General features: G+C 61.9%; 23 protein-coding genes. 6 read left to right on the top strand and 17 right to left on the bottom strand.

What is annotated here, in order from left to right:
- Positions 1-56 precede the first annotated feature (56 nt).
- From ACFC3J_RS07760 to ACFC3J_RS07700, 13 genes are all read right to left on the bottom strand, one after another.
- A complete protein-coding gene (locus tag ACFC3J_RS07760) occupies positions 57-1,073 on the bottom strand; it encodes a TraU family protein (RefSeq protein ID WP_375195608.1) in 1,017 nt (338 codons plus the stop codon).
- Entirely contained in the window at positions 1,070-1,699 is a 630-nt protein-coding gene (locus ACFC3J_RS07755; protein WP_375195607.1) for a conjugal transfer protein TraW, read from the bottom strand. The genes ACFC3J_RS07760 and ACFC3J_RS07755 overlap by 4 nt, the downstream gene beginning before the upstream one ends.
- The gene (locus ACFC3J_RS07750; RefSeq protein ID WP_375195606.1) at positions 1,696-1,962 is read right to left on the bottom strand and encodes a hypothetical protein; all 267 of its coding nucleotides are present in this window, start codon (positions 1,960-1,962) and stop codon (positions 1,696-1,698) included. The genes ACFC3J_RS07755 and ACFC3J_RS07750 overlap by 4 nt, the downstream gene beginning before the upstream one ends.
- A complete protein-coding gene (locus tag ACFC3J_RS07745) occupies positions 1,959-2,321 on the bottom strand; it encodes a hypothetical protein (protein WP_375195605.1) in 363 nt (120 codons plus the stop codon). The genes ACFC3J_RS07750 and ACFC3J_RS07745 overlap by 4 nt, the downstream gene beginning before the upstream one ends.
- On the bottom strand, positions 2,318-4,837 hold the full coding sequence (locus ACFC3J_RS07740; protein WP_375195604.1) for a TraC family protein: 2,520 nt from the start codon (positions 4,835-4,837) through the stop codon (positions 2,318-2,320). The genes ACFC3J_RS07745 and ACFC3J_RS07740 overlap by 4 nt, the downstream gene beginning before the upstream one ends.
- Positions 4,834-5,466 carry a TraV family lipoprotein gene (locus ACFC3J_RS07735; RefSeq protein ID WP_375195612.1) on the bottom strand — a complete coding sequence of 211 codons (633 nt, stop codon included), beginning with the start codon at positions 5,464-5,466 and terminating at the stop codon, positions 4,834-4,836. The genes ACFC3J_RS07740 and ACFC3J_RS07735 overlap by 4 nt, the downstream gene beginning before the upstream one ends.
- 32 nt (positions 5,467-5,498) lie before the next feature.
- On the bottom strand, positions 5,499-6,704 hold the full coding sequence (locus ACFC3J_RS07730; protein ID WP_375195611.1) for a TraB/VirB10 family protein: 1,206 nt from the start codon (positions 6,702-6,704) through the stop codon (positions 5,499-5,501).
- A gap of 146 nt (positions 6,705-6,850) precedes the next feature.
- Positions 6,851-7,618, bottom strand: coding sequence for a type-F conjugative transfer system secretin TraK (locus tag ACFC3J_RS07725; protein ID WP_375195603.1), 768 nt, complete (start codon positions 7,616-7,618; stop codon positions 6,851-6,853).
- Positions 7,602-8,258: a TraE/TraK family type IV conjugative transfer system protein gene (locus ACFC3J_RS07720; RefSeq protein ID WP_375195602.1), complete on the bottom strand. Its 657-nt coding sequence runs from the start codon at positions 8,256-8,258 to the stop codon at positions 7,602-7,604. The genes ACFC3J_RS07725 and ACFC3J_RS07720 overlap by 17 nt, the downstream gene beginning before the upstream one ends.
- Positions 8,251-8,517 (bottom strand): type IV conjugative transfer system protein TraL, encoded by a 267-nt coding sequence (locus ACFC3J_RS07715; protein ID WP_137708796.1) that lies wholly within the window; start codon positions 8,515-8,517, stop codon positions 8,251-8,253. Before ACFC3J_RS07715 ends, ACFC3J_RS07720 begins: the two co-directional genes overlap by 8 nt.
- A gap of 121 nt (positions 8,518-8,638) precedes the next feature.
- Positions 8,639-8,956, bottom strand: coding sequence for a hypothetical protein (locus ACFC3J_RS07710; protein ID WP_375195601.1), 318 nt, complete (start codon positions 8,954-8,956; stop codon positions 8,639-8,641).
- Between the two features lie 178 nt (positions 8,957-9,134).
- Positions 9,135-9,869, bottom strand: a complete 735-nt coding sequence (locus ACFC3J_RS07705; protein ID WP_375195610.1) for a DsbC family protein — start codon at positions 9,867-9,869, stop codon at positions 9,135-9,137.
- Between the two features lie 56 nt (positions 9,870-9,925).
- The gene (locus tag ACFC3J_RS07700) at positions 9,926-10,195 is read right to left on the bottom strand and encodes a hypothetical protein (RefSeq protein WP_375195600.1); all 270 of its coding nucleotides are present in this window, start codon (positions 10,193-10,195) and stop codon (positions 9,926-9,928) included.
- A gap of 187 nt (positions 10,196-10,382) precedes the next feature.
- On the opposite strand from ACFC3J_RS07700, the gene ACFC3J_RS07695 reads away from it, so the two are divergent.
- The 6 genes from ACFC3J_RS07695 to ACFC3J_RS07670 all read left to right on the top strand — a co-directional run bounded on the left by ACFC3J_RS07695 (position 10,383) and on the right by ACFC3J_RS07670 (position 14,870).
- Entirely contained in the window at positions 10,383-10,913 is a 531-nt protein-coding gene (locus ACFC3J_RS07695; protein ID WP_375195599.1) for a hypothetical protein, read from the top strand.
- A gap of 150 nt (positions 10,914-11,063) precedes the next feature.
- Complete coding sequence (locus ACFC3J_RS07690) at positions 11,064-11,480, top strand: helix-turn-helix domain-containing protein (RefSeq protein ID WP_375195598.1); 417 nt, start codon at positions 11,064-11,066, stop codon at positions 11,478-11,480.
- 5 nt (positions 11,481-11,485) lie between these two features.
- Positions 11,486-12,127: a GntR family transcriptional regulator gene (locus ACFC3J_RS07685; protein WP_375195597.1), complete on the top strand. Its 642-nt coding sequence runs from the start codon at positions 11,486-11,488 to the stop codon at positions 12,125-12,127.
- A gap of 161 nt (positions 12,128-12,288) precedes the next feature.
- A complete protein-coding gene (locus ACFC3J_RS07680) occupies positions 12,289-12,414 on the top strand; it encodes a benenodin family lasso peptide (RefSeq protein ID WP_375195596.1) in 126 nt (41 codons plus the stop codon).
- A 51-nt stretch (positions 12,415-12,465) separates the two neighbouring features.
- Positions 12,466-13,110, top strand: coding sequence for a lasso peptide biosynthesis B2 protein (locus tag ACFC3J_RS07675; protein WP_375195595.1), 645 nt, complete (start codon positions 12,466-12,468; stop codon positions 13,108-13,110).
- Positions 13,107-14,870: an asparagine synthase-related protein gene (locus ACFC3J_RS07670; RefSeq protein ID WP_375195594.1), complete on the top strand. Its 1,764-nt coding sequence runs from the start codon at positions 13,107-13,109 to the stop codon at positions 14,868-14,870. The genes ACFC3J_RS07675 and ACFC3J_RS07670 overlap by 4 nt, the downstream gene beginning before the upstream one ends.
- Before the next feature lie 13 nt (positions 14,871-14,883).
- Here the strand turns inward: ACFC3J_RS07670 and ACFC3J_RS07665 are convergent, their stop codons facing one another.
- From ACFC3J_RS07665 to ACFC3J_RS07650, 4 genes are all read right to left on the bottom strand, one after another.
- Positions 14,884-16,905, bottom strand: coding sequence for an Atxe2 family lasso peptide isopeptidase (locus ACFC3J_RS07665; protein ID WP_375195593.1), 2,022 nt, complete (start codon positions 16,903-16,905; stop codon positions 14,884-14,886).
- 131 nt (positions 16,906-17,036) lie between these two features.
- A complete protein-coding gene (locus ACFC3J_RS07660; protein WP_375195592.1) occupies positions 17,037-19,607 on the bottom strand; it encodes a TonB-dependent receptor domain-containing protein in 2,571 nt (856 codons plus the stop codon).
- A 95-nt stretch (positions 19,608-19,702) separates the two neighbouring features.
- Positions 19,703-20,671 (bottom strand): FecR family protein, encoded by a 969-nt coding sequence (locus ACFC3J_RS07655; RefSeq protein WP_375195591.1) that lies wholly within the window; start codon positions 20,669-20,671, stop codon positions 19,703-19,705.
- Complete coding sequence (locus ACFC3J_RS07650; protein WP_375195590.1) at positions 20,664-21,230, bottom strand: RNA polymerase sigma factor; 567 nt, start codon at positions 21,228-21,230, stop codon at positions 20,664-20,666. The genes ACFC3J_RS07655 and ACFC3J_RS07650 overlap by 8 nt, the downstream gene beginning before the upstream one ends.
- Positions 21,231-21,612 lie beyond the last annotated feature (382 nt).

The following is a 21,612-nucleotide window of genomic DNA, read 5'->3' as shown; positions in this document are numbered from 1 at the left end:
GCGGGCAGAGCAGGCAAAAGCCCGCACCGGCGCGAGGGAGGGAGGAAGGGACCGGCTCATGGGGTCGTCACCCCCGCGCAGCAGATCACCTTTTCAAAAGCCATGAACTGGGCATTGTCCTTGCCGGGCGCATGTTTGCCCGAGGACCAGAGCGCGCCGGGTCGGCCGATATTGACACATTTGCCGCCCTTGACCGGTTCCATGATCTGGAGCTTGTAGCGGCTCTTGGTCCAGATCGGCTGGGGCTTGAACGAGCAGCCGTCGGCCGACGAGATGGTGAGCGCGCCAAGGCGCCCCATCATGAAAGTACCGCGCGCCGCAATGCCGGCCCAGGCCTCGACGCTGTCGTCAAAATGGATGTCACCCGCGATCGGATAGGTCGCTCCCCAGCTCCCCATGCACCAGAAAAGCGGATCGATGACCTTGCCGGCGGCGGCGGCCGCGCTGTCGGCCATGCAGGCAAGGCCTGCTGCCGGATTGCCGAACAAGATGCCTTCGGGCTGGATGATCGCGCCCAAAGTCCCCGACTGCCAGGTCGGCAGCACCTCGGTGATCATGGCGACGTCGAAGCCGTCATCCTCGATGCAGGGCAGGTCCGTGAACATGTCCAGCATCTTCCAGACCGGGGAAATATAATAATGCATCTGCGCGAACATCTTGCGCGTGTTGGTGCCGTCGGCGATGCTGCTCTGGCTCCCCTGGAGCTTGCCGCCGGTCGGCATGAGGTCGGCGCCCAGCGCCATCATGCAGCCGGGTTCAGTGACGACGTCGACCATGCGGTTGGGCGACCAAAAGCTTACTTTCACGCCGAACCAGAAGGTGGCGCCCTTCCGGCAGGCGCATATCGGCTTGGAGGCGGACTGGGCGTCCAGTTCCTTGGACAGGCTGTCGAAGCTGCCGACCCGCACGCCGCCGATGGTGATGGGAAAGATGCAGGTCCAGCGCACCTTGGTGATGGGATTGAAGATCGTTCCCGCCTCGCATTTGGAGGCATAGGCAGGCGTGGCTGGCGCCAGCAGTGCACAGGAGAGAAGCGCGGCGCTGGTCCGGAGCAATATCGCGAGGCGGCTCATCGCCTCGCCTCCGCCAACGCGGGCGTTGCGAGGCGATACTCCCGGATTTCCAGGCGCTGGCCGACCTGCTGCACGATCGCGGGCGCAACGGCGAGGCCGAGCCTTTCCTTGACCCGCTCCTCCAGGATGAAGAGCGCGCGGCCATGGCGCTCCCCGAGGGTGATCGCGTCGGCATTTTTCTCATCGCCCGCTGCCAGAAGGATGAAGTCGGTGAGCTTCGCAGCTTTAAGCGCCCAGGAGAGGTCGTGGGGCCTGACGATGATGAGCCGCTGCGGCAGCGAGACATAACTCAAGGGATTGAAGGTGAATCCCTTGGGGTAAAGCAGCTTGCCGTCAGGCAGCCGGATTTCGTCGGGCAGGGTATAGAATGGGACGACGAAGCGGGTCCGGTCCTGTCTGGCGTTCCCGAGCGACGCGGCGCGTAGCGCCGACCAGTTCGCGCGCGGGCCAAAGTGAGTCGCCATATTGGCGGGCTGTCGCGCGGCTCGCGCTTCGATCTCTGCCAGCGCGTCAGGCTCGGAAATGGGCCATGTCCGGCCGATCGTCGCGGTGTCCGCGATGGCCGCAGGGACAGCCAGCACACAACATCCCATCGTCACGCCGATAATGAAGGCGCGGCGGATCATGGTCGGAGACCTCCGCGCCGGTCGTGATGGCGCAGCCGATAAGGCTGCCACACCCGGTCATCTTCCTCATCGCCCCCGCGGATGGCGGTAATGATGGCCGCAAGCCCCAGCACGGCGGCCGCGCCAACAATGCACCGAAGGCCCATGTCCAGCTCCGTCGCTGACCACAGCACCAGCCCCGCCTGGATTGTCAGCAGCAGATGCGTGCCGACAATCATGCGGATGGCGGGCTGTCCGGGCCGGGATGAAAAGAGGCCGGTCATGGCCGTTTCCAGGCAGCGAGAAGATTGGAACGCCAGGCTTTCCAGGTGCGCAGCGCTGAGAGGCATTTCCCCGTCAAGCCGGTCAGCAGGATGAGCAGCAGGCCTGTGCTGAGGCAGGTCGCGCCGATCAGGACCGCGCCGCGCGCGATCAGCATGGGCGGCTGGTGCAGCATCAGGCCGGTCACGATCACCAGGCTGGTGAGCAAGATGGTTTCGATCACCATAAGCCGGAAGCGCCATCGAATGGCTTCCGCCTCCGCGCGGATCGCGACCCTAGCCTCGATGATCCGCTCGATCTCGGCATCCTTGCCAAAACCCAGCGGCAGTTGATCGGGATGGGTGGGAGACTTGCGCATCATGCTGGCGCTCCATCTTGAATTGCAGGCAGAATTTCGGCGGGATCGACCCCGGCCAGCTCGCACACGGCTTCAAGCGGACTGCGCCCGGCGCGGATCAGCGCCTCGAAAGCCGCCACCTCCTGCGGCGCGCTGGTGTTGATCCAGTAGGAAAAGGGGTCCACCACCAGCCGGGCCACGCCGAGCCCCAGGGGAGAGTCGATGAAGATCTCGCTATAATGGGGTTTGGCGTTGCGGACGGATTTCAAAAGGTCGAGGACAAAGCCGGAATAGTCGAGGATCTTGTTCTCGACCGCCTGGGCATAGGTAGACCCCTGAAGCAGGAAGCGTGTCGCGGCGTTTTCGAGGATCACCTGTCCGGTGCCGCCGAAGAGCAGAAGGTCGTTCATGCTCTGGAGGACAACGCCGAAACTGCCCTGATATTTGCGCGCGCGGCGATAGCCCTGGCCGAACGCTTCGGCGAGGCGCGACAAGTCCTGCCCTTCGCTTCGGGTCATGAACTGGGCGGCTTCATCGCACAGGACAAAGCGTGGCCGGTCGCGCGCGGACAGATACAGTTCCTGGGTGACCGCGTTCACCACCACCATGACGATGACGTTGAAGAGGTCTGGCATGGCTTTGAGCCGCTCAAGCTCCAGCACCACAAACTCATCGTTGCTGATGTCGAAGGTCGAGGGACCGTTGAAGAAATGGCCATAGGCGCCGTCACTGCCAAAATCGCGCAGGTTGAAGGCAAGTTCCCGCGCGGCCGGAACTAGATGATCGACCCGGTCGAGATCGGACGCTGCAAATTGCGGATAGGCACCAAGCCAGGCCCGGACGGAGTCTATGCCTTCTTCGGCATGGCCTTCGTCGATCGTCCATTGCACGGCGGATTTGAGCAGATTCCATTCCGAGGTCGTGACGCCCTTGCGGGTGGCGGCATTGGCCATTTCCGCGACGATCGCGACCGCCATGGAGATCGCCGACTGGCGATCATCGCCATCGAGCGCAAAGCCCATGTCGAAGGGGTTGAGGACGAGCTTCTCTTCGCCAATGTCGATATAGCGGCCTGAGCAGAGGGTGCAGAGTTTGCGATAGCTCCCGCCAATATCGATGATGCGGATGAGCGCGCCTTGGGCATAATATTGCTGGCAGAGATTGTTGAGGAGAAAGCTCTTCCCCGCGCCGCTTTCGGCCGAGACGATGAAATTATAATTGTTGATGCGCGGATCGAAGAGATCGAGCGTGATGAGCTGGCCCTTGCGGCCGGTATAGAGAAGGGCAGGGCGACCGCCGCCGCGAAAGTCGGTCTGCACCGGCGCCAGCAGCACGGCGGCTTTGACCGGCATGCGGAAATCGCGTTCCAGCATCCGCATCGTGCGCTTTTCGGGATAGAGCCCGAAGGGGAGGCTCATCGGCAACAGGACCGGATTGAGATAGCTCTCCTCCTGCATCATCCAGGGGAGCGGCTCGCTCTCCCAGAGTCGCTTGGCGCGCGCCGCCATTTCCCGCGCGTCGGCGCTGGTGCGGCCGAAGACCCAGACCATCGGGATCACCGAAAGGAAGCGGCTGTTGCCCGCCTCATCGAGCACCCAGCCGATTTCCTCGATCTGCTTGCCCACCTCGACCGCAAAACTGCCCGCCGCTTTCTGCGCGGAGAGGATCTGGGCGCGCTTGTGAATCTCGAACTGGCTGTGATCGAACAGGATGTTGAGCGTGAAGAGAAAAGGGCCGCCAATCTGGTCGCTGTCCTCGGCCGCCCCGCGCATCCCGCCCAGCAGGCGATTGGCGCGCTCGGCGGTGATGCGCCGCGCCGGTGCCCTTGGCGTCAGGCAGCGCGCCACCTGATTGCCCAGATGGACCTCCGGGCCGTCGAACAGCAGGTCGGGACCCGCATCGATGATCTGCTTGCGAACGGGCGGGGCGGGTTGGCCGTCACTGCCATCGGCGAACACGCCTGGCGCGGCATCGAAGAGACCGTTGAAGATCCGGCGATAGAAGCTGACCAGTTCCTCGGGCGGCAGACGGCGGATTCCAAGCTTTGAGAGCTGTTCCTCAACCTGCCGGCGCAGGTCATGGCCAAGTTCCACGCGGGTCTTGATCGAGAGAAACAGCCGGAAATCGCGCACCGGAATGCCATGAAGCGCATCAAGCCCGTCCGTTCCGGCGCGCAGATAGTCGGCGGTGCGCCGGGCCGACGCCTGAATCAGCGGATCGGGCCGGGTCTTCATATCCAGGAAAGCATCGAGCGCATGGTCGATCAGCGGATCGGCGAAACCGTGAAGCTGCAACACCGTCCCATCGGGGAAATGGATGTTGAGCAGGCCCAGCAAGGCCTGATGGACATGGGCGAACATATAGGCCGAGGGGGTCAGCTCCCAGGCATGGCCCCAACCATCGTCGATGCAGAGAAAGGCTTCCTCCTCTTCGTTCCAGGCGACGAGCGGCAGGAAATCGGAATAGGCGTCGCGCGCCACGGCGCGGTGCAGGTCCGACCGGGTGAGACCGCCGCCATGGCGCGTGCCGAGCGCGATCATGGCCGTGTCTCCTCAGGGATTGCGGGTATCTCGGCGGGCTCGCCCTCGACGGCGCGGTCGGCCGAACCCTTGTCCCTCACCTGTTCCAACACCGGCGCGCGCGTTGTGGGCTGGACCGGGCTCACCAGATAATCGCCCACTACCCATTGCGGCCTCTCGAGGATCGAATAGACATAGCGCGGCATGTAGAGCCGGTCGGGCCGTTCGCGATCGGCATAGGGCAGGATCAGCGTGCGCACCGTGCGGCCGGGCCGGAGCATGGGCGTGACCGGCGCGTCGACGAGGCCCTGCAGCTCGCGATAGACGCTGTCGCGATAGCCAAGATAGGGAGATGGTCCCGTCTTGCCCCGCTTGGTGGCACTGCTTGCCGCGGCACCGTCTCCCTGGCTCAGAAGAGCCTTGTCATGGGTGACCGCGGGATCGGAGCGGGACGGCACGCCCGCGACCGCGTCCGCATAGGCCTTGTCGGGATGGATGCATTGCCCATGGTCGCTATTCTTGCAGCTGAACTTCTCGCTGTAGGGGGACATGACCGACCCGATGGTGGAGCAGCCGGCGAGCAGCAGGGCCAGGCTGATCAACGCTGGCGACCCGGCCCGGCGCACGGCGCCGGCGGACGTGTCAGGCATGGGGCGAATGCCCTTCAAAAGATGATAGGCCATCAGAATTTGCTCCCTGCGCTGGGTTTGATGTCGAGGGTCACGCCCTCCTGGATGACGACCACCACCTCCTTGGCGGCCCCGACCTCGACGATGGGGCCAGCCTGGCGCGCAAGGTCGAGATAGAAGTCGGTGAGCTTGTCGGAGGATTTGGACAGGCCACCAGCAATCCCGCTTTTGGCGGCATCGGTCGCATCGAGCGTGCGGACCGAACCCAGTGCGGAAGTAGAGAGGTCCCCGAAACTGTTCTCGACCGAGCTGGTAAAGCCGCTCACGGTCCCGGCGATGAAGGATCGGGCCAGCGCCGCGCCGGCGCGGGTCACGACCTTGCCCGAAAGCCCTTTCTTCCCGTCGGTATCGACGAAGAAGCCCTTGATCGGCTGATCGACGACAGAGCGTTCGTCGAAATCGACACAGGAGAGCGAGACCAGCTGAACCTCGACCCGCTCCTTGGCGAGGCTGCCGGTAGCATTGCCGATGACAAAGCAGCCGGCGAGATTGGCCTTCACATCATTGGGCAGCACGGCGGGAGCCTGCACGCGGGCGATCAGCGGTTCCGGGTTGGAGGTCGCGTCCCGGCTGGCCATCGCGTCGATCCCGGTCAGGAGCCGTGCCTTCATGAAACCAGGCGGCAAATAGATCGTCCGCGACTTTTTTCCGGTGCCGGAACCGGCGCCCTCCTTGTTTCCGGTGGGGATGATCGCGCTGGTGGCGGCACCAATGGCGCCAACGGTCTTCTCGACGGGAGGCGCGGGCGGCGCTGCCGGAGCGACCGGCGGCACAGGCGGCGGGATCGACCCCATCGCGCTGTCTAGCTCCGCGTCGCTGGGGGACGGCGGGAAGGCCGGCATTGTGCCCGGCATGGCCGATGGCAGATCGCCACCGTCGCTGGACATGCCGCCGATCTTGCTGCCAGGCATGACCTTGCCTTCCTCGATCGCGGTGATGCGATCGCCCAGCAGGGATTGGCCGTCGAGCACCTTCTGGAGGTCGCCGCGCAGCTTGGTTTCCAGGCTGTCACCGCGCAGGCCCGCGCCCATGTCCAGCTTCGAGGCTGCGGGCAGATCGGGCTTGTCGTCAGAGGAACTGCTGGACGCTGCGTAGAGACCATAGCCGAGGATGGCGACGGCTGCTCCGACGCCGACCTGCTTGGCGCGCAGTTTCTGTCTTGCCGACATGGCGCGCCAATGGGTTTTCAGGTCGAGCAGGGCCGGACCGCGAACGGCGACCTGATCCTTTGCTTGCCCTTGCTTTCCGTCCCTGGCCTCATTTTGATCTTTGGGGGGGCGAGAAAAGCCTTTGATCGGGGCGCCAAGATCCTGCGGGGTTTCTTTCCCGCCTTGCTTCTTCTCGTTCATTGGTTTGCTCCCCGCCGTACGATGATGAGGCGGGCGGTCTCTCCGGCTTTGAGCGAAAGACGATCGGCGCTGACCGCAAAGACGCGGGCACCAAAGGCGCGGTCGAGGAACAGCCGCTCATCAAGGCCGAGGTACGCGTCCGCTTCGACCCGATATTCCGATGCCGAAAGACCGGAACCCTCTATCTCGACCCGTCGGCGTTCGATGATCCGCGCGGCAGGAAGGGAGGGCAGCACGACCCGCTCGGCCCTGGGCGCGACCGTGGTGAAGCTGGCCGGGATGCGGTCCTGGAGCATGGCGAGGGTGATCGAGACGGCGCGCTCCTCCTCGACCAGGGGCCCCAGCATTTCGTCATTGGCCTTGGCGCGCTGCGCGCTGCCCGGCACCAGGGTGACGGTCTGGGCGGGAATGTCCGAGGGCTCGGCATAGAGCGGATAGATGGCGCCGTTGCAGGACACGAAGAATTCCGACGGCGCGGTCACATAGCTGCGGGTAACCGCACCGGCATCATCCACCTCCTTCACCAGAAACTTGATCCAGGCGTCCGCGCCGCCCTTCTCGACCGCGATCGCCTTTTCCGCCGAGAATTTGACATCCTCGATCTCGCCGCCGAAGCAGATCACATGATTGACGTCGCGGTTCGACAGCCGGATCGTGCTAGTTTGGTCGGGCAGCGCAATGATGGACTGGGCGAGCACCGGCGCCGACCCGATTATGGCCAGCAGGACGATGGGCGCGCGCAGGGTTTTACCGAAGCTCGGCATCGAATTTCTCCTCCGAAAGGCGGGTGATCCAGAAGCGGCCGTTCTCGACGCCGTAGCCGATGCGCAGCGTGCCCCGGAATTTGCGGATCACGCCGCCGATGATGCGGACCTTCTCGACCGGAACGATGATGTCCCTGTCGGTCCAGCTGACCGGCTGGTCGGGTCGGATATAGGTGGCGATCGACAGGGTCGGGTTTTTGGAAAGCTCGTCCAGAACCGCGTTCAGGCTGTCGCGCATGCTGTTATAGGCGTTCGGATGGACGATCGAGAGCAGTTCCTGGAACTGCGGGTCCGCCGAATAGGCCGAATAGGTGCCCGAGAGCGCGACGATGTTGCGCGTCATGGTGCGCAGATAGTCGGTCGAGGGTTTCGAGCCGGTCACATAGAGATCGCCGCCGGCGCCGAAGGGCACGACCACGGTGCGCCGGTTCTGGTCGGTCGAATAGACCACCGCGCCCAGCACCGCCGTGATACCGAACAGGCCCAGAATCGCGAATTTGAGCAGGCGGTTCTCCTCGAACAGATTGGAGGAGCCCTGGAGATAGCGGTGGATACCGAAACTCGCTGGTTTGCCGAGGAGCGGATCAGCCGCTGGGCTGGTTCGGTTTGAGAAGAGCGGCATTGTCTCTACCTCACTCATAGAAGCGGGTCTGGGTCGGACCTGGATAATGGCGGAAGCCCAGCAGGCCCCAGCGCCAGGCAAGATGCCCTAAGAACCCGCGGGGCTTGCTGCGCTTCCAGGGGATGAAAAGGAGAAGGGCAAGGACGAGCGCCCATCCGATCAACCCGCCGACGATGACGGCGACGAAGATGGTCGAAACCACCAGGATGAACTCGTCCGATCCGAACCATAGGATCTGGACCGGCCGATGCAGATACTGGGGCAGGCGTTCGTCCATTGTCCCTTCTCCTCCTGCTTCATCTCCCCGGCCTGAGCTCGGGGTTTCCCGGGAGCCACCATTGGCTTCCAGGCTCGGGGGCGCGGGCTGCTTGGCAAACTGGCGACCCGCGCCGATCAGTTCAGATGGTCATGCCGAACGTCTGGAGGATCGAATCCGCCTTGATGAGGCAGACCGCCGCCACGATTGTCGGGATGCCGATCATGATATTGGAAAAGAGGCGCGAGACGCCGAACAGGAAAGCCGCGACGCCGCCGACAAAGCCCAGCGGTCCCTTGACGCCCTGGTTCACGACAATGTCGTAAATGTCGTAGCCAAGGTCGCCGGCGGCGGGCGCCGTAAAAGCATGGGCAATCCCCATGGCCGCGAATATGGCCAGGAGAGCGGCAATCGAATGTTCGGCAGCGGTGAGGCTGCGCCGTCCAAGGGCTTTGATCATGTCATACTCCAAGTGCAAGAAGGAGCCGTCCGCCTGGGATGTGTGCCGGCGAGGGACCTCGTAGGCTGCCGGTGATCGTGTCGGACGGCTCCATGGGGCCGCGATCGCCGGCATTTCGTTCCGCCGGGCCGCGCGGGTCGCCGCGCGCGCCGGACGGCCGCCAGAAAAGGGGAGGGCATCAGCGCTGCGCATGGCTGGACGCCTTTGGCGCATAGGCTTGTCCGAGAAACGCCTCGATTTCCGCCTGGTCGAAACCCGAGATGATCTTGCCGCCCACGATGAGGGTGGGCGTGCCACTGATGCCCACTTTTTTCACCAGCGCCGCGTCGGCCTGAACCTTGGCATGGCCTTCCGGGCATGTCAGCAGGGTAGGCGGTTTCGCACCGGCATAGAGGGCCTTGAAGCTGGCCTCTTTGTCGGGCGCGCAGAGGATATGTTCCGCCTTGGTCGCCGCTTCGGGATGGATACCCGACACGAAATAGACGAGCCGCCGGACTGGTTTTCCTTCCGCTGCCTTGGCCGCCCAGAAGCGATCGAGCGCACGGCAGTAAGGACAATCGGGATCGGTGAATTCGATCACCGAAGGAGCGTCCTTGGGACCAATCGTCAGCGCCTGTTTGGGATCGATCGCGGCAAGCTGCCGCTGCGCTCGCGCATCCTGGGCAAGCGCCGTCACATTGACGCCGTTGCGGTCATAGACCGTGGCGAAAAGGATATGGTCGCTCTCAGGGGCATAATAGAACATGCGGCTGCCCGCGCTTGCCTGGTAGATCGGTCCTTTGACCGGCGCCGGTTCGAACCCCTCGAACTGGAGGTTGGTGAAGCTCTGACGGAGTTTCTGCTCGGCGTCATTGGCCGTCTTTTGCAGCAGCTGTGCATCGTCGGACTTTGACTGGGCCTGGGCGGCGCCCATGCTGACGCATAGGAGCAAGGCGCCGATCGCCAACCGCGGAAGGGTATGCGGGTGCTTCACTGCTTGTCTCCACCATGCTGCGCAAGGGCGCGGGCGATGCGAGCGTCGATGCGGATGCTGCTGCCGACAGCCATTCCGCCGCCGGGAGCCGTGAAGGCCTGCACGGCTGCGCGGAGAACAATCTGGAAGGCATTGCTCTCCTGGATGATGTCCAGCCGGCGGTGCGCATCGTCCGTCGATGCCATCCGGGGAGGTTTTGCGCTCGCCGGGATCGTGGCGAGCGCCAGGCCCAGGCAGGCGCCAAGGACAAGAGGAGAATGCACCATGAAGCTACTCCATATATGCGGACGATCCTCTCGGCCGCCTTCTTGATCAGGGCGGGGTCGGCGGGCGGAAGCTCTGCTCAAATTGCCGGAATGAGCTGCCCAGTCGTCGATCCGGTGAGAGCAGTTGCCCACAGCTTGAAAAGGCGCGCAAGGGGCAGGGCACTGTCGTGCCGATTGCGGCATTCGCGTGCCGAAAGCGGCACATAAATGCCGCTTTCCTTATCGAAAATCGGCTTTATTCTCTTTTTGGGTCGTCATCATCATGAGTACCAACCCCGAATCGGATGAGGGATACATCATGACAGAACGCCAATCGCGGACTTACAGGCTGTCCCTGTCGCCTGAGGGTACGGATCTTTTTCTCGTCTGCCACGGCCGTTTGGCAAAGCTCGCTAACAGTCTGATTTCCTATGGCTCGACGCTGTACGTCGCCATATTGATCGCGGAATCCTCGGATGCATCCGAGATTGCCGCTGAGCTCGAACCCCCACGGCTGCGGCGGCTGATCGGGAAAAATGACCATTTTGTCGGCGCATCCGATCGACTGCAGCGAGTCGCGGGCGCGATCAGCGATCGCCTGGAAAACTCGGATGAGCTCAGCCATCGGCCGACCAAGAACGCCCTCTACGCAGCCTGTATCGCGCTGATGGCCGCAAGCGAGGACAAGACCCTGAAGGCGGCCTATAGCCGGATGAGCAATCTTGTGGCAGATAAATGAGCTGGATCAGTCACTTCAAATTGGAAGTCTCTGGTTGCAATCACTTTCAAAATGAAAACGATACTGTTTGACGTTGTGATTGTTTCACACAAAAAGTGAAAACAGTCGGAATGTGCATGGAAGCTTTGAGGAACATTCAGGGAGAACCTGATGATGTCGACTCAGAGCAGGCGGGCGGGTAACCGCGCCGCTATTGATGCCGAGGTCAAACGGATCTCGGGCCGCCGCATCGAGGAACAACGGCGGGACAGGCGCATGACGCAAAAGCAGCTGGCGGCCCAGATCGGGATATCTGTGCGCTGGCTTCGTGAAGTGGAATCGGGAAGCCCCAAGTCCCGGTTCGACGACCATATGCGGTGCGCGGATGGCCTTGGACTGTCTGGATCGCATCTATACCTGCCAATGTTGTTTCTGGAGCGAAAAATGCACTTTCCACGACAGATCTTTGACGGGAACATGGATGAACTGGAAGCCGAATGCATCGAGCTCATTGCCAGATACCACATGAGATCATTTGTCCACTCAACCCCAATTCCGGCCACGAATGAGGGCGACGAGGAGGACTGACCGCCATGTCGCCCGATGCCGTCACGGCTGATCGCGTCTATCGCGCATTGAAGCGCCAGATCATGCTGGGAGAACTGCGCCCTGGGGCCAGTCTTGTCCTCAATCAGATCGCTGAAAATGCCGGAACCAGCGTTTCCCCCGTGCGGGATGCAATATTGCGCATGGTTGGCGAGCGCTTGCTCGAAATGTCGGGAGGTGGAGGATTTGCCGTTCCCGCTGTCACATGCGAGCGCATTACCCAATATTATGGCTGGCACGCCGATCTTCTGCGCGTCGCTTTGCGGAGCATCAATGACCCAGCGGATATTGGAGAGTTTCCCGGTGATGTGTGCAGGGCGGATTCTGCTGACTCGCATCATCTGGCGGACCTTGCCGACGAACTCTTCGGAAGGATAGGGTCGTGCTCGACGAACCCCGAGCATCTGTACGCGATCATCTCCATGAGTACGCGACTCCACCTCGTGCGAGTCCATGAAATTGTCTTGCCGCGCGCTTTGCCCGAGCTTGAATCGCTGTGGAATATCGTCCGTTCGGGCAACAAACGTTCAACGAGAACGGCGCTTTGGCACTATCATCGTCGACGTTTGTTCAATGTTGAAGAGATTTTTGCGGCAATGATGACGAATGGATTCATCGACCGGGGATAGAGAATGGGCGGGATTTCGATCGGGGGCAAGTCGATGATCCGAGTCATTTTGACTTGTCCAGCATATAAGTCCCCAAAATGAAAACGTATATGCTCGGAACATTGGGCGCTCTCCTCTAAAATCATGGGGTCGCATCCCGCGACACATTGATGGAGATGAAGATGGAACGTGATGACGATCTGATCGACCTCGGTGAGGTGCTGGTCGAAACCAAGGGACCCGTCGCCATTACCGGCGATCAAGTCGGCCAGCAGACGCTGTTCGGCGGCGGTATTTCCGACGAATGATCCTCAACCCGGCGCGGCGGAAGCCGCGCCGGACCCTTTGGGAGGCGGGCGGTGGGATATGCGCTGCGAGACAATGTCACTTTCTGTTTGGCTGGAGAGAAAGCCGTGTTTCTTGACCTCAGCGCAGGACGCTATCTTGGCTTGTCGCAAAGCGACGAGACTTTGCTCAAGTCCCTAATCAGTTCAGGAGCTGCGACAAGTGAGGAGCAGGATCTCAGTCCCGGACTTTTGCGACTTCTCGTTCCTTCCGCGGGTCATGGGGTCGAACCTTTCAAACTGGCTATGATGCCGATCCGCAGCTTGCTTGACGAGGATTCCGTGCCTGCGCCGTTCAGCCGCAAGATTGTAGCCGTCTATTGGCTTTGCACGACGAAGCTGGCGCTCCATTATCGGCCTTTGCAAGCGCATATTGATGATATCCGCAAATGCAAAGTGCAATGCTCGTCCGGACCGTTCGATATCGCCATGGCCCGGGCCCTGGAAGACATTCGCACTATGGTAACACGCCACGACCAATGTCTCCTTCGTTCGCTTGCGCTGGTGCGCTGGGCGACCTCCAGGGGGATGGCGCTGGATCTTGTGTTCGGAGTAACGGCAAGGCCATTCCAGGCCCATTGCTGGGTGCAGCATGGCAACCTGGTCCTCAACGACAGCCTCGATCATGTGATCAACTTCACGCCGATCCTGGCCGCATGATCAGGGGAAACTATCTTGCCGTCATAGCGGCCGGCGAACAGTTCGACGCCTTTTGCACGCCCCGCTTCTGGGATGTGCTCAGATCCCATGGGCTGGAGGTCGTCCAGAACGGCCCCACTTACTGCCTCGCCGCGGACAGACATCTCCCGTTTTCAGCCTTGCGCGACGAGAGGGGCGCGTTGATGGGGCAAGTGCACGGCCCCGATCGAATAGCTGGTCCTGGCGGCGAGCCGCTACACCGGCCGCTGCTCCCCTGGGGGGACTGGCACGTCATCATGCGCGATAATTGGGGCGATTTCGTCGTTCTCAATCATGACGGCAAAAGCGGCGTGGTCGATGTAGCGCGAAGCCCGCAGGGCCAGCTTCCTTGCTATTATGTCGAGATGGATGGCGTGACGCTGATGTCGTCCGATACGCGCCTCCTGGCGGCCATTGGCTATCGTCCTTCCATCGATGCGATGGCCATTTATCGGCATCTCCACAATCTGAATTTACGTCCCGTGCAAACCTGCCTCCGGGACATGATGGAGTTGGAAGGGGGGCATGTCCTGACCATCAGCGCGGAGGCTGCGACCGTCACCGAATTCTGGAATCCATGGAGGTTTGCATCCCGTGAAGCGCAGATCAAGGATCTGTCCGCGGCGCCAAGCATGCTGCGAAAGATTGTCGTCGATTCTGTTCGGAAAACGTCGAACGGCAGCCGCCACGTCCTTCTGGGTCTTTCCGGCGGGCTGGATTCCTCGATCGTCGCCGCGAGCCTGGCGCAAGCGGGGATTTCCTTTTCCTGTTTCAACCTCGTCACGCGCGACCCGTCAGGAGATGAACGGGGCTATGCGCGCGAGGTGGCCGCGCATCTGGGTGTCCCTCTCCACGAAATCCCGGAATCCTTCGATGCGATCGATCTTCTACGCAGCGATGGCTCTCATCTGCCAAGGCCGCTGGCGCGCGCTTTCGCTCAGTCCGGCAATGCGGCACATCTCGCCCTCGGCGCGCAGCTGGGTGCCGATGCCTTTGCGAGCGGCGGTGGTGGTGACAATGTCTTTTGCTATTTGCAATCGGCGCGGCCCTTGGCCGATAGCCTGCGTATGAATGGCCCAGGCTGGACGTCGTGGAAGGCGGCGCGCAACCTCAGCCGGCTGACCGACAGCTCGCTCTGGAGTGCGTGGGTCAAGGGCGTCCAGCGCGCCTGGTTTCGGCCGCATGATTATCTTTGGACCCAGGATCGCAGCTTCCTCAATCCCGACTTTGAGGAGGTCGCGGAAACATGGTCCACCCATCCCTGGACATCGCCGCCCAAGGGAGAGTTGCCGGGGAAGGCCCAGCATATCGCCTGGATATTGGGTGTGCGCAACCATATCGAAGGCTATGGCAGGGAGCAGGGCCACGCGACCCTATGGCCCTTGCTGACGCAGCCGGTGGTTGAATATTGTCTCCGCTTGCCGACATGGGCCTGGCTCGACGGCGGTCGTGACCGGGTGGTCGCCAGGGAAGCCTTTGTGCCCTTGCTCCCAGAGCGCGTGTTGCGCCGAAGGACCAAGGGCACGCCCGACAGCTTTGTTGTCGAGATATTCGAACGCAACCGGAGGAGCATTCAGGAGATGCTCTGCGATGGGTGGCTGGCCTCGCAAGGACTGATCGACCGCGAAGCGATCGCGGCGCGATGTCACCCCTCAGTGCCCACGCGTGGCCATAGCTATTGGCAGGTCATGCGGCTCGTGGACGTCGAGGCATGGGTCCAAAGCTGGGTGCATACGGGTTGACTGGGCGTCTCCGTTACCCAGCCGCCGCCTTCCGCATGCCAACCCAGCGCGCCCGTTCGGCGGCATCGGGTTCGCAGCCGATGTCGGCGGCGTTCACGTCCAGCCAGAAGGAAAACCAGGCAACATTCCGGCAGTATATCGCGCGTCGATGCGCGGGCTGCCATTTGAGATGGAACTCGTTGGGGAAAATCCTGACATCGACCGGGCGACGCGCGCGGCGATAGGCGGCATAGGTCTCCTGCGAGATCAGAAATTCATGATCGGCAAGGTTCATGAGCAGAGGCGCCATGACTTCCGATCGATTGACGGCGAGGGATACCGCCTGCCATGCCCCCGATCCCGGCCCGTCGGCCGGCGGGAAGCCCCATTTCTCGCGCTCCTCGGTAAGGCCTGGGCCACCGTAGATCATCATGCTGGTCGGATCGAGGCAGCAGGACCCCATGGACGCCGCGCGAAAGAGTTGCGGGGCGTGGATCATGGCGAACTGGGCCGTGGTCGCGCCGTCGCTGACGCCGCTGATCCCGATGCGCGAGGGGTCGATATCGCCCCGGGCGGTGACGATCTTAAGGGCCTGCATGAGCGAGCTGTGGATGCTGCGCCGGTCCGCCCAGTCATCCGACAGGCTTTTCAAGATTTCCGCGGTGGATTTGCCCTTGCCTGCCGAAGCCGTAATGGCCGGAGGCCGCTGCAAGCTGAGGACAGCTATGCCGGCGTGGGCGAGGATCTGAATCGGATATTCGTCCCCAGTTCCGCCGCGCAGAAGCCCTCGCGTCGTATATTGGACGATAACGAGCGGAAGCGGTTTGTCGCCGGGCTTGTGGCCATAAGGCAGGACAAGGTCGGCAAAGCTTTCGGACCCATTCTCGTTCCGCCATTCGAGCCGTTCGACCTTGCCGAGACGCAGGGCGCTGAATTGCGGGTTTGGGTCATAGAGGACCGTTTCCTGGGGCTGCGCGCGTATCGGCAATTGGACGATCGTGCGAGGCTGTTCCGATCCTTCCTGAGCGCAGATCAGCGCCGCCGCGTTCATCTCGCAGCCTATGAGCAGGTCTGACGTCTCGTAAATGCGCTGGGCCTGGCTTTGTCCCACTGTCCAGCGGTAGATCCCAAGCTTGCCGCCACCCCAGCCCTCCCGCCGCAGAAACGCCAGTTCGCCTTCCCGTCCGGTCCACCATAGGCCTTCGAACCCCGACAGCAGGCTGGTCGTGCAGGCATCGGCCGGGCAGACCGACTTGCGGCCCTTTGCGTCCGCCACCGTGATGATGGTGGGGCTGGCATAGGATGCTGGGGTGGTGCGGTCGACCGATGCGGTCGCGCCATCCGTCGACCGGGCTGACAGCATATTCTCGTTGGGATCGGCATTGAGCGGGAACCCAAATTCTTCGATGTCCGCAGGAGACGCAGGCGCGATGCTGTTGCTTCCGCGTTCCAACACCTGCACCCGCTCCGGCTGGGGAAGCCGTATCGCGGGACGGCTGCTGCTATAGGGCGCGATGCGATCATCGAGCAGAAACCCCTGGTCGCCTTCCCTGGCGATGGCCTGTTCCTGCGCCCTGATGCCGGGGCGATCGGAAAAGATGATCTTGCGGCCGCCATGGGACAGTTTGAAGCGATCGACGCCGACCTCTGAATGGGTCAGTTGCGCCGCTTCCCCATCCAGGCCAGCCTTCCAGAGTTGCGCGCGACCGTCCGTCTGCTTGAGATAGAGCAGGCTGTTGCCGTCAGGCGACCAGACTGGCGCCTCATTCTTGATGGAGCCATAGTCGACCTTGATGCCACGGATCGCAAAGGACTCCACGATCACCTCGTCGCCGGCATCCAGTAGCACCGGGTCGTTCGGGCGGTCGAGGTCCAGCGCCATCAAGGCAAAGCAGTAGCGATTGGACACAGGGTCGGCACGATGCATGGTGAAGGCAAGTTTTCGGCCGTTGGGCGACACGCTAAAGAGCCGCGCGCCCTTGGGGACATAGCTGTATCCGATATCGCGCACGCGGAGCAGATCATCGATCCCGATATCCCGACGGTCCCCGACCATGCTCCTGCGCTGCAGGAAGTCTTTGCAGGCAGCGGGCATGGCCGGGGCGGTCGATGCGGCGGCGACCGGGCACAGGACAAGGGCCAGGACCGATGCCGCGCACGACAGGGCGAGGCCACTTCGTGAGGTGCTTACCATTGCTTGCTGACGCTCAGGCTCACGAAGCGGCCAGTGGCCGAATAGTTGGTGGAGTCGTAGGGCGCCTCATAGACGCTGGACGTCCGGATGAGGGGCGGCCGTTTGTTGAACAGATTCTGCGCGGACAGGATGAAATCCATCTTTGCCAGCGGTCCGGCCTGCGCATCGGTCGTCAGCCGAAGACTGGCGTCGAATGTGGTGGTCGCGCCGATCCGGGCCAGCTGGGTAGCGCGCTGGTCCCTGAGAGCGCCGATATGATTGGCGAAGAAGGAGATATGGGTATTGTCATATCGCCAGCCGATCCCGGCCCGTCCCCTGAATTTCGGCGGATTGAACAAGGTTCCGGCCAATTCTGTCGTCGGCTGGAGTGCGCTGCGGGTCTGCGAACTCTCCAGGAAGCTTGCATCGCCTTGCAGGGAAAAGGACCCCATCGACTGTGTGTCGAATTGGTAGCGGGCCGCGATGTCGACACCGTGGATCGACTGGCGCGCCACATTGCGGTTCATATTATAGACGATGGCAGCGACCTTGTTCGGATCGAACGACCCGGCGACTGCGCTCTGGAACACGTCCGCGCTATCGACCGCGGCCTGGACGGCGGCAGCGTCCGGACTGAAATCGACCAGATCAGCATAGATCGGGTTGCTGAGCGATTGACCGGCAAAGGGAATCGGGGTGACGATCCTGTCGCGATAGCGAACGTCGAAATAGCTGATCTCGACGCGTGCATTGGGGATCGCTGGGGGATGGATGTCCAGCGTCGTCGACCATGTCGTTGCCCGTTCGGGCTTGAGGTTGGGATTGCCGCCGGCGAGCAGGATCACCGTCGAGCCGGCGGGATAGCCGGTCCCGCCCAGCGTGGATGTCAGGAACACTGTCCCGGTCGTCTGATTATATTGCTGGAAGAGGGTCGGGGCGCGGAAGGATTTGCCCCAGCTGCCCTTCAGGTTAAAACCCTCGACGGGCGTGAGGATGATACCCAATTTGGGCGTGACGACCTCGTCCACGTCCGGATAGCGTTCATAGCGTAGCGCCGCATTCACGGTCAGGCGATGCAGCCATCCAATCTGATCGGGACCGATCAACGGAAGGCTGGCTTCTCCGAACGCGAAATAGGCGTCCTGGCTCACCTTCACATTCTGCGTTCCTCCAGCGGTGCGATAGCCGTGGAAATCATTGCGTCGGAAACCGCCGCCAATGGCAATCTTCGCGGGGCCGCCGGGCAGCTGCGCGACGGTGCCGTCAACATTGATCTCGGCTGAGCTGGCCTTGTTGCAATAACAGCCGGCTTGGTACGACGCCAGGGTACCGTTGACGAACACATTGAAGGCATAGCGGGTCCGGTCTTCGCCGAACATTCCCGCCACGCGAGCCTGCCAACCATCGGCGAAATCCCATCGAAGGCTGGGTGCGACCACGAAGGACTGGCTGTCATAATAGGAGGTGGACCCATAGAAGGTGGGATCACCTCGGGAATCGAGAGCATAGCGGTTGTTGCTCTTGCGCTTGTTGTAGACGCCGTCAATCTCGAAGCCGAGGCTGTCGCTGATGTCCTGATGGGCGCTGCCCATGAGGCTGTAATGCTTGAGGAAGGGCGACAGATAGAGGCCCTTGGCGCGAACTTCCGTATAGTCCCGCTGGCGCGCGAGGATCGGTGTGGTGCGGGCAAACTCACCGGCGATCATCAGGCCGCCCGATGCCCATTGCCTGCCGGCAACGGCGCCATATTGCTGTTGCTTGTTGCCGCCATCGGTAGAGGCGCCCAGGCGGGCCGTGGTCTTGAGGCCCGAAAAATCGCGCTTCAGGATGATATTCGCGACGCCGGCGACGGCGTCCGAGCCATACAGCGCTGACGAGCCGTCCGCGACCACCTCGATCCGGTCGATGGCCTCGAACGGAATGGTCGAAATGTCGATGGATTGGGCCGCGACATTATAGGCCAGGCGATGGCCGTTGAGCAGCGTCAAGGTCGCATCCGAGCCGAGGCCCCGCAGATTGAGCGATGATCCACTGCCATAATTGGCGCCATTGCCTTCGGGCACGTTAAGCCCAATGCCGGGATTTTGGCCGCCGCCGAAATTTTGTGGGATGGTGCGGATTGCTTCGGCAAGCGTACCAAGCCCTGCATCGCGAATGTCGTCCTGCGACAGCCGGGTGGTCTTGGACGCCACGGTGCCTCCCCGGATGCGCGACCCGGTGACAATGAGGTGACTGTCATCCGCCGCGTCCGCTACCGCGCTGCGCGACGGCGTGCCTCGCCCCCGGACAACCACCGAACCATTTTGAACTTCCACGGTGAGATCGGTGCCTGCGACGAGGGCTTCCACCGCCTCACTCATCGTATAATCGCCCTTGAGGGCCTTTGCCTGCTTTCCCCGAAGTGCTCTTGAATCCGCGATCAGTTGATATCCCGCCGAGCGCGTAATGGCGCGCAGGGCATGTTTGAGATCCTGGGCAGGAACATCATAGGATCGTCGCCCGCTTTCCTGTGCCCTGCTATCCGGGCTCATCGCCACCAGGGCGGTCGCCGCGCCGATCAATAATCTAGTTTTGCTGAAATCCATGATGCTTCCCCCATCATTTTCGCCGCGCCTTTTTTTGAAAGGCTCATCCGGGGAAAGACGGGGGAAGGAAAAATCGAAGCTGGCAGAATCGAAATTTATTTCGTGATGATCAATTTTCCTGGATGGGAACGGTCGACCTTTGCCTCCAGGAACGCCGCAATGGCGTTGGCAACGGCTTCAATGTCGCGGATGTGAACCGAGCCGAATATTTCTCGGCTGCCTAGTTCTGGATCAGCAAGCACGATCTGGGTTGTGCTATAGCCATTGGCTTCGGTGATCACCTCGCTGATCGGAACATCATCTACATTCTTCACGCCGCTAACCCATTGTTCATCCGCAGGTCTTGCCGACATGACAGAATGCGACAGGGCTTGTCCATCAAGGAAGGCCAATTGCTCACCAGGACGGAGACGAAACAGTTGCTCGGCGCGGGCGCTCGACCGCCAACTGCGCACCCTCACATCGGCATGCCCTTCAAGAAGATGAACGGCCGCCCGATTGCCATAGCTGACATCGAAGATCGTACCGGGGGACGTGATTTCATTTTGACCGAAGCGCACGATGAAAGGCCGCGCGGCATCATGCGCAATTCTGAACCTTGCCCGGCCGCGTTCGAGATTCACGACACGTTGCTCTGCCGAGAGATCGACATTGATGCGCGTCGCGGTATCGAGGATCAGGACCGATCCGTCAGCCAGCCGGACCTCGCGCACTTCGCCGATCTTCGTCGCGAGTTGGTCGCCACCGTCATTTTTGTGCGAGGTCGGGGCGGGGAATAGTGTCATGGCCGAAACGGCGGCAATCACGATCGTGACGGCTGCCGCGGCAAGGCTAATCCGCCATTCAGGTGCAGACACACTGCGCTTCTCGGCATGCATGGGTGCAATGGCTGCGGCGCTGGCTGCGCTGCCGACGCTGGCCGACAACTTTTCATAGAAATGTTGACGGCCCTCCTTCGCCGTCATCCAGCGATGAAGGCCCGCCTGATGCCGTTCAGGGTCGCATTCCATTTTCACGAGCCATTGCGAAGCGGCGCGGCGATCCCACCAGGACAGCTTATTCATGCTCGCCTCCCATATTGGCGGCGATATGCCGGATGGCCTTCAACATATGCTTTTGCACCCGCCACAAGGGTAGCCTCAGATCCGTTGCTATCTCCCGATAGCTATAGCCTTCGACACGATTGAGAAGGAAGATTTCCAATGTACGCGGTGGCAGTTGTTGCAAGATCGTTCGCCAGTGCTGAATCTCTTGCCGCGCCTCGACCTCGCGGTGCGGGTCGATGCCATCGGATTTATGCAACCCTTCGTCGAGTGACACCGAGAGTTGCGACAGGCGCGTTGAGCCGCGTTCCGCGCGATCCCGCAACATGTTCGTGGCGATGCGGGTGATATAGGCGCGGGGCGTTGCGACGGCGATTGCGGGAGAAGCTCCCAGAAACCGGGTCATCACTTCCTGCGCCATCTCGTCCGCATCGGCGCGATTGCCCAGTTTTTGAAGGAAGTAGCGCAGGAGACGGGGCTTTTCGCGCTGATACACGACAGCAAAATCATGGGCGGCAGGGGCTGCGCGGGCGGCGTCATCATCGTCGAGGGACGTGTGCCGTTGAGGAGAGATGCTCATCTTGGCATTCTCGCTGGGCGCGCGCCACGCGGCTGGAAAAGGTACCAGCTGTGGTCGTCGTGAAAGGGAGATATTCCCGAATTAGACCGGTCCCGTACCGGTCGTGATTGGCCCTGGCTCATTCGTCGCACCTATGTCCACTCGGGGCGACGGCCTAAGCCGGATGTTCGAAACCTGACCAAAGGAACAGGCGCATGCGCCTTTACCGTTGCCGGTTGGACATGCGCGCATGCCACCCGGCCCCAGTGAAACTGTGTGACCGAGCTACCTTTGGTTGGGGTTTCGACGCCCCACTTCCGTGCTTTTCCCGGAAGCGGGCCTAGTTTGCGCGATTAACGCCTTGAGGCAAGCTCGAATTTGTCGGGCGGTGTATAATACACCA

Source organism: Sphingobium sp. (assembly GCF_041987595.1).
Taxonomy (GTDB): Bacteria; Pseudomonadota; Alphaproteobacteria; order Sphingomonadales; family Sphingomonadaceae; genus Sphingobium.
This window is presented reverse-complemented; position numbering and strand designations above follow the sequence as displayed.

Coding starts and splice junctions, on each gene's coding strand:
- ACFC3J_RS07680 (WP_375195596.1), top strand. CDS start 12,289: ATGGAACGTGATGACGATCTGATCGACCTCGGTGAGGTGCTGGTCGAA.
- ACFC3J_RS07720 (WP_375195602.1), bottom strand. CDS start 8,258: ATGAGTGAGGTAGAGACAATGCCGCTCTTCTCAAACCGAACCAGCCCA.
- ACFC3J_RS07670 (WP_375195594.1), top strand. CDS start 13,107: ATGATCAGGGGAAACTATCTTGCCGTCATAGCGGCCGGCGAACAGTTC.
- ACFC3J_RS07740 (WP_375195604.1), bottom strand. CDS start 4,837: ATGATCGCGCTCGGCACGCGCCATGGCGGCGGTCTCACCCGGTCGGAC.
- ACFC3J_RS07760 (WP_375195608.1), bottom strand. CDS start 1,073: ATGAGCCGCCTCGCGATATTGCTCCGGACCAGCGCCGCGCTTCTCTCC.
- ACFC3J_RS07700 (WP_375195600.1), bottom strand. CDS start 10,195: ATGGTGCATTCTCCTCTTGTCCTTGGCGCCTGCCTGGGCCTGGCGCTC.
- ACFC3J_RS07655 (WP_375195591.1), bottom strand. CDS start 20,671: ATGAATAAGCTGTCCTGGTGGGATCGCCGCGCCGCTTCGCAATGGCTC.
- ACFC3J_RS07650 (WP_375195590.1), bottom strand. CDS start 21,230: ATGAGCATCTCTCCTCAACGGCACACGTCCCTCGACGATGATGACGCC.
- ACFC3J_RS07725 (WP_375195603.1), bottom strand. CDS start 7,618: ATGCCGAGCTTCGGTAAAACCCTGCGCGCGCCCATCGTCCTGCTGGCC.
- ACFC3J_RS07665 (WP_375195593.1), bottom strand. CDS start 16,905: ATGGTCGGGGACCGTCGGGATATCGGGATCGATGATCTGCTCCGCGTG.
- ACFC3J_RS07750 (WP_375195606.1), bottom strand. CDS start 1,962: ATGACCGGCCTCTTTTCATCCCGGCCCGGACAGCCCGCCATCCGCATG.
- ACFC3J_RS07710 (WP_375195601.1), bottom strand. CDS start 8,956: ATGATCAAAGCCCTTGGACGGCGCAGCCTCACCGCTGCCGAACATTCG.
- ACFC3J_RS07735 (WP_375195612.1), bottom strand. CDS start 5,466: ATGCCTGACACGTCCGCCGGCGCCGTGCGCCGGGCCGGGTCGCCAGCG.
- ACFC3J_RS07745 (WP_375195605.1), bottom strand. CDS start 2,321: ATGATGCGCAAGTCTCCCACCCATCCCGATCAACTGCCGCTGGGTTTT.
- ACFC3J_RS07705 (WP_375195610.1), bottom strand. CDS start 9,869: ATGGGCGCCGCCCAGGCCCAGTCAAAGTCCGACGATGCACAGCTGCTG.
- ACFC3J_RS07685 (WP_375195597.1), top strand. CDS start 11,486: ATGTCGCCCGATGCCGTCACGGCTGATCGCGTCTATCGCGCATTGAAG.
- ACFC3J_RS07690 (WP_375195598.1), top strand. CDS start 11,064: ATGATGTCGACTCAGAGCAGGCGGGCGGGTAACCGCGCCGCTATTGAT.
- ACFC3J_RS07660 (WP_375195592.1), bottom strand. CDS start 19,607: ATGGATTTCAGCAAAACTAGATTATTGATCGGCGCGGCGACCGCCCTG.
- ACFC3J_RS07755 (WP_375195607.1), bottom strand. CDS start 1,699: ATGATCCGCCGCGCCTTCATTATCGGCGTGACGATGGGATGTTGTGTG.
- ACFC3J_RS07715 (WP_137708796.1), bottom strand. CDS start 8,517: ATGGACGAACGCCTGCCCCAGTATCTGCATCGGCCGGTCCAGATCCTA.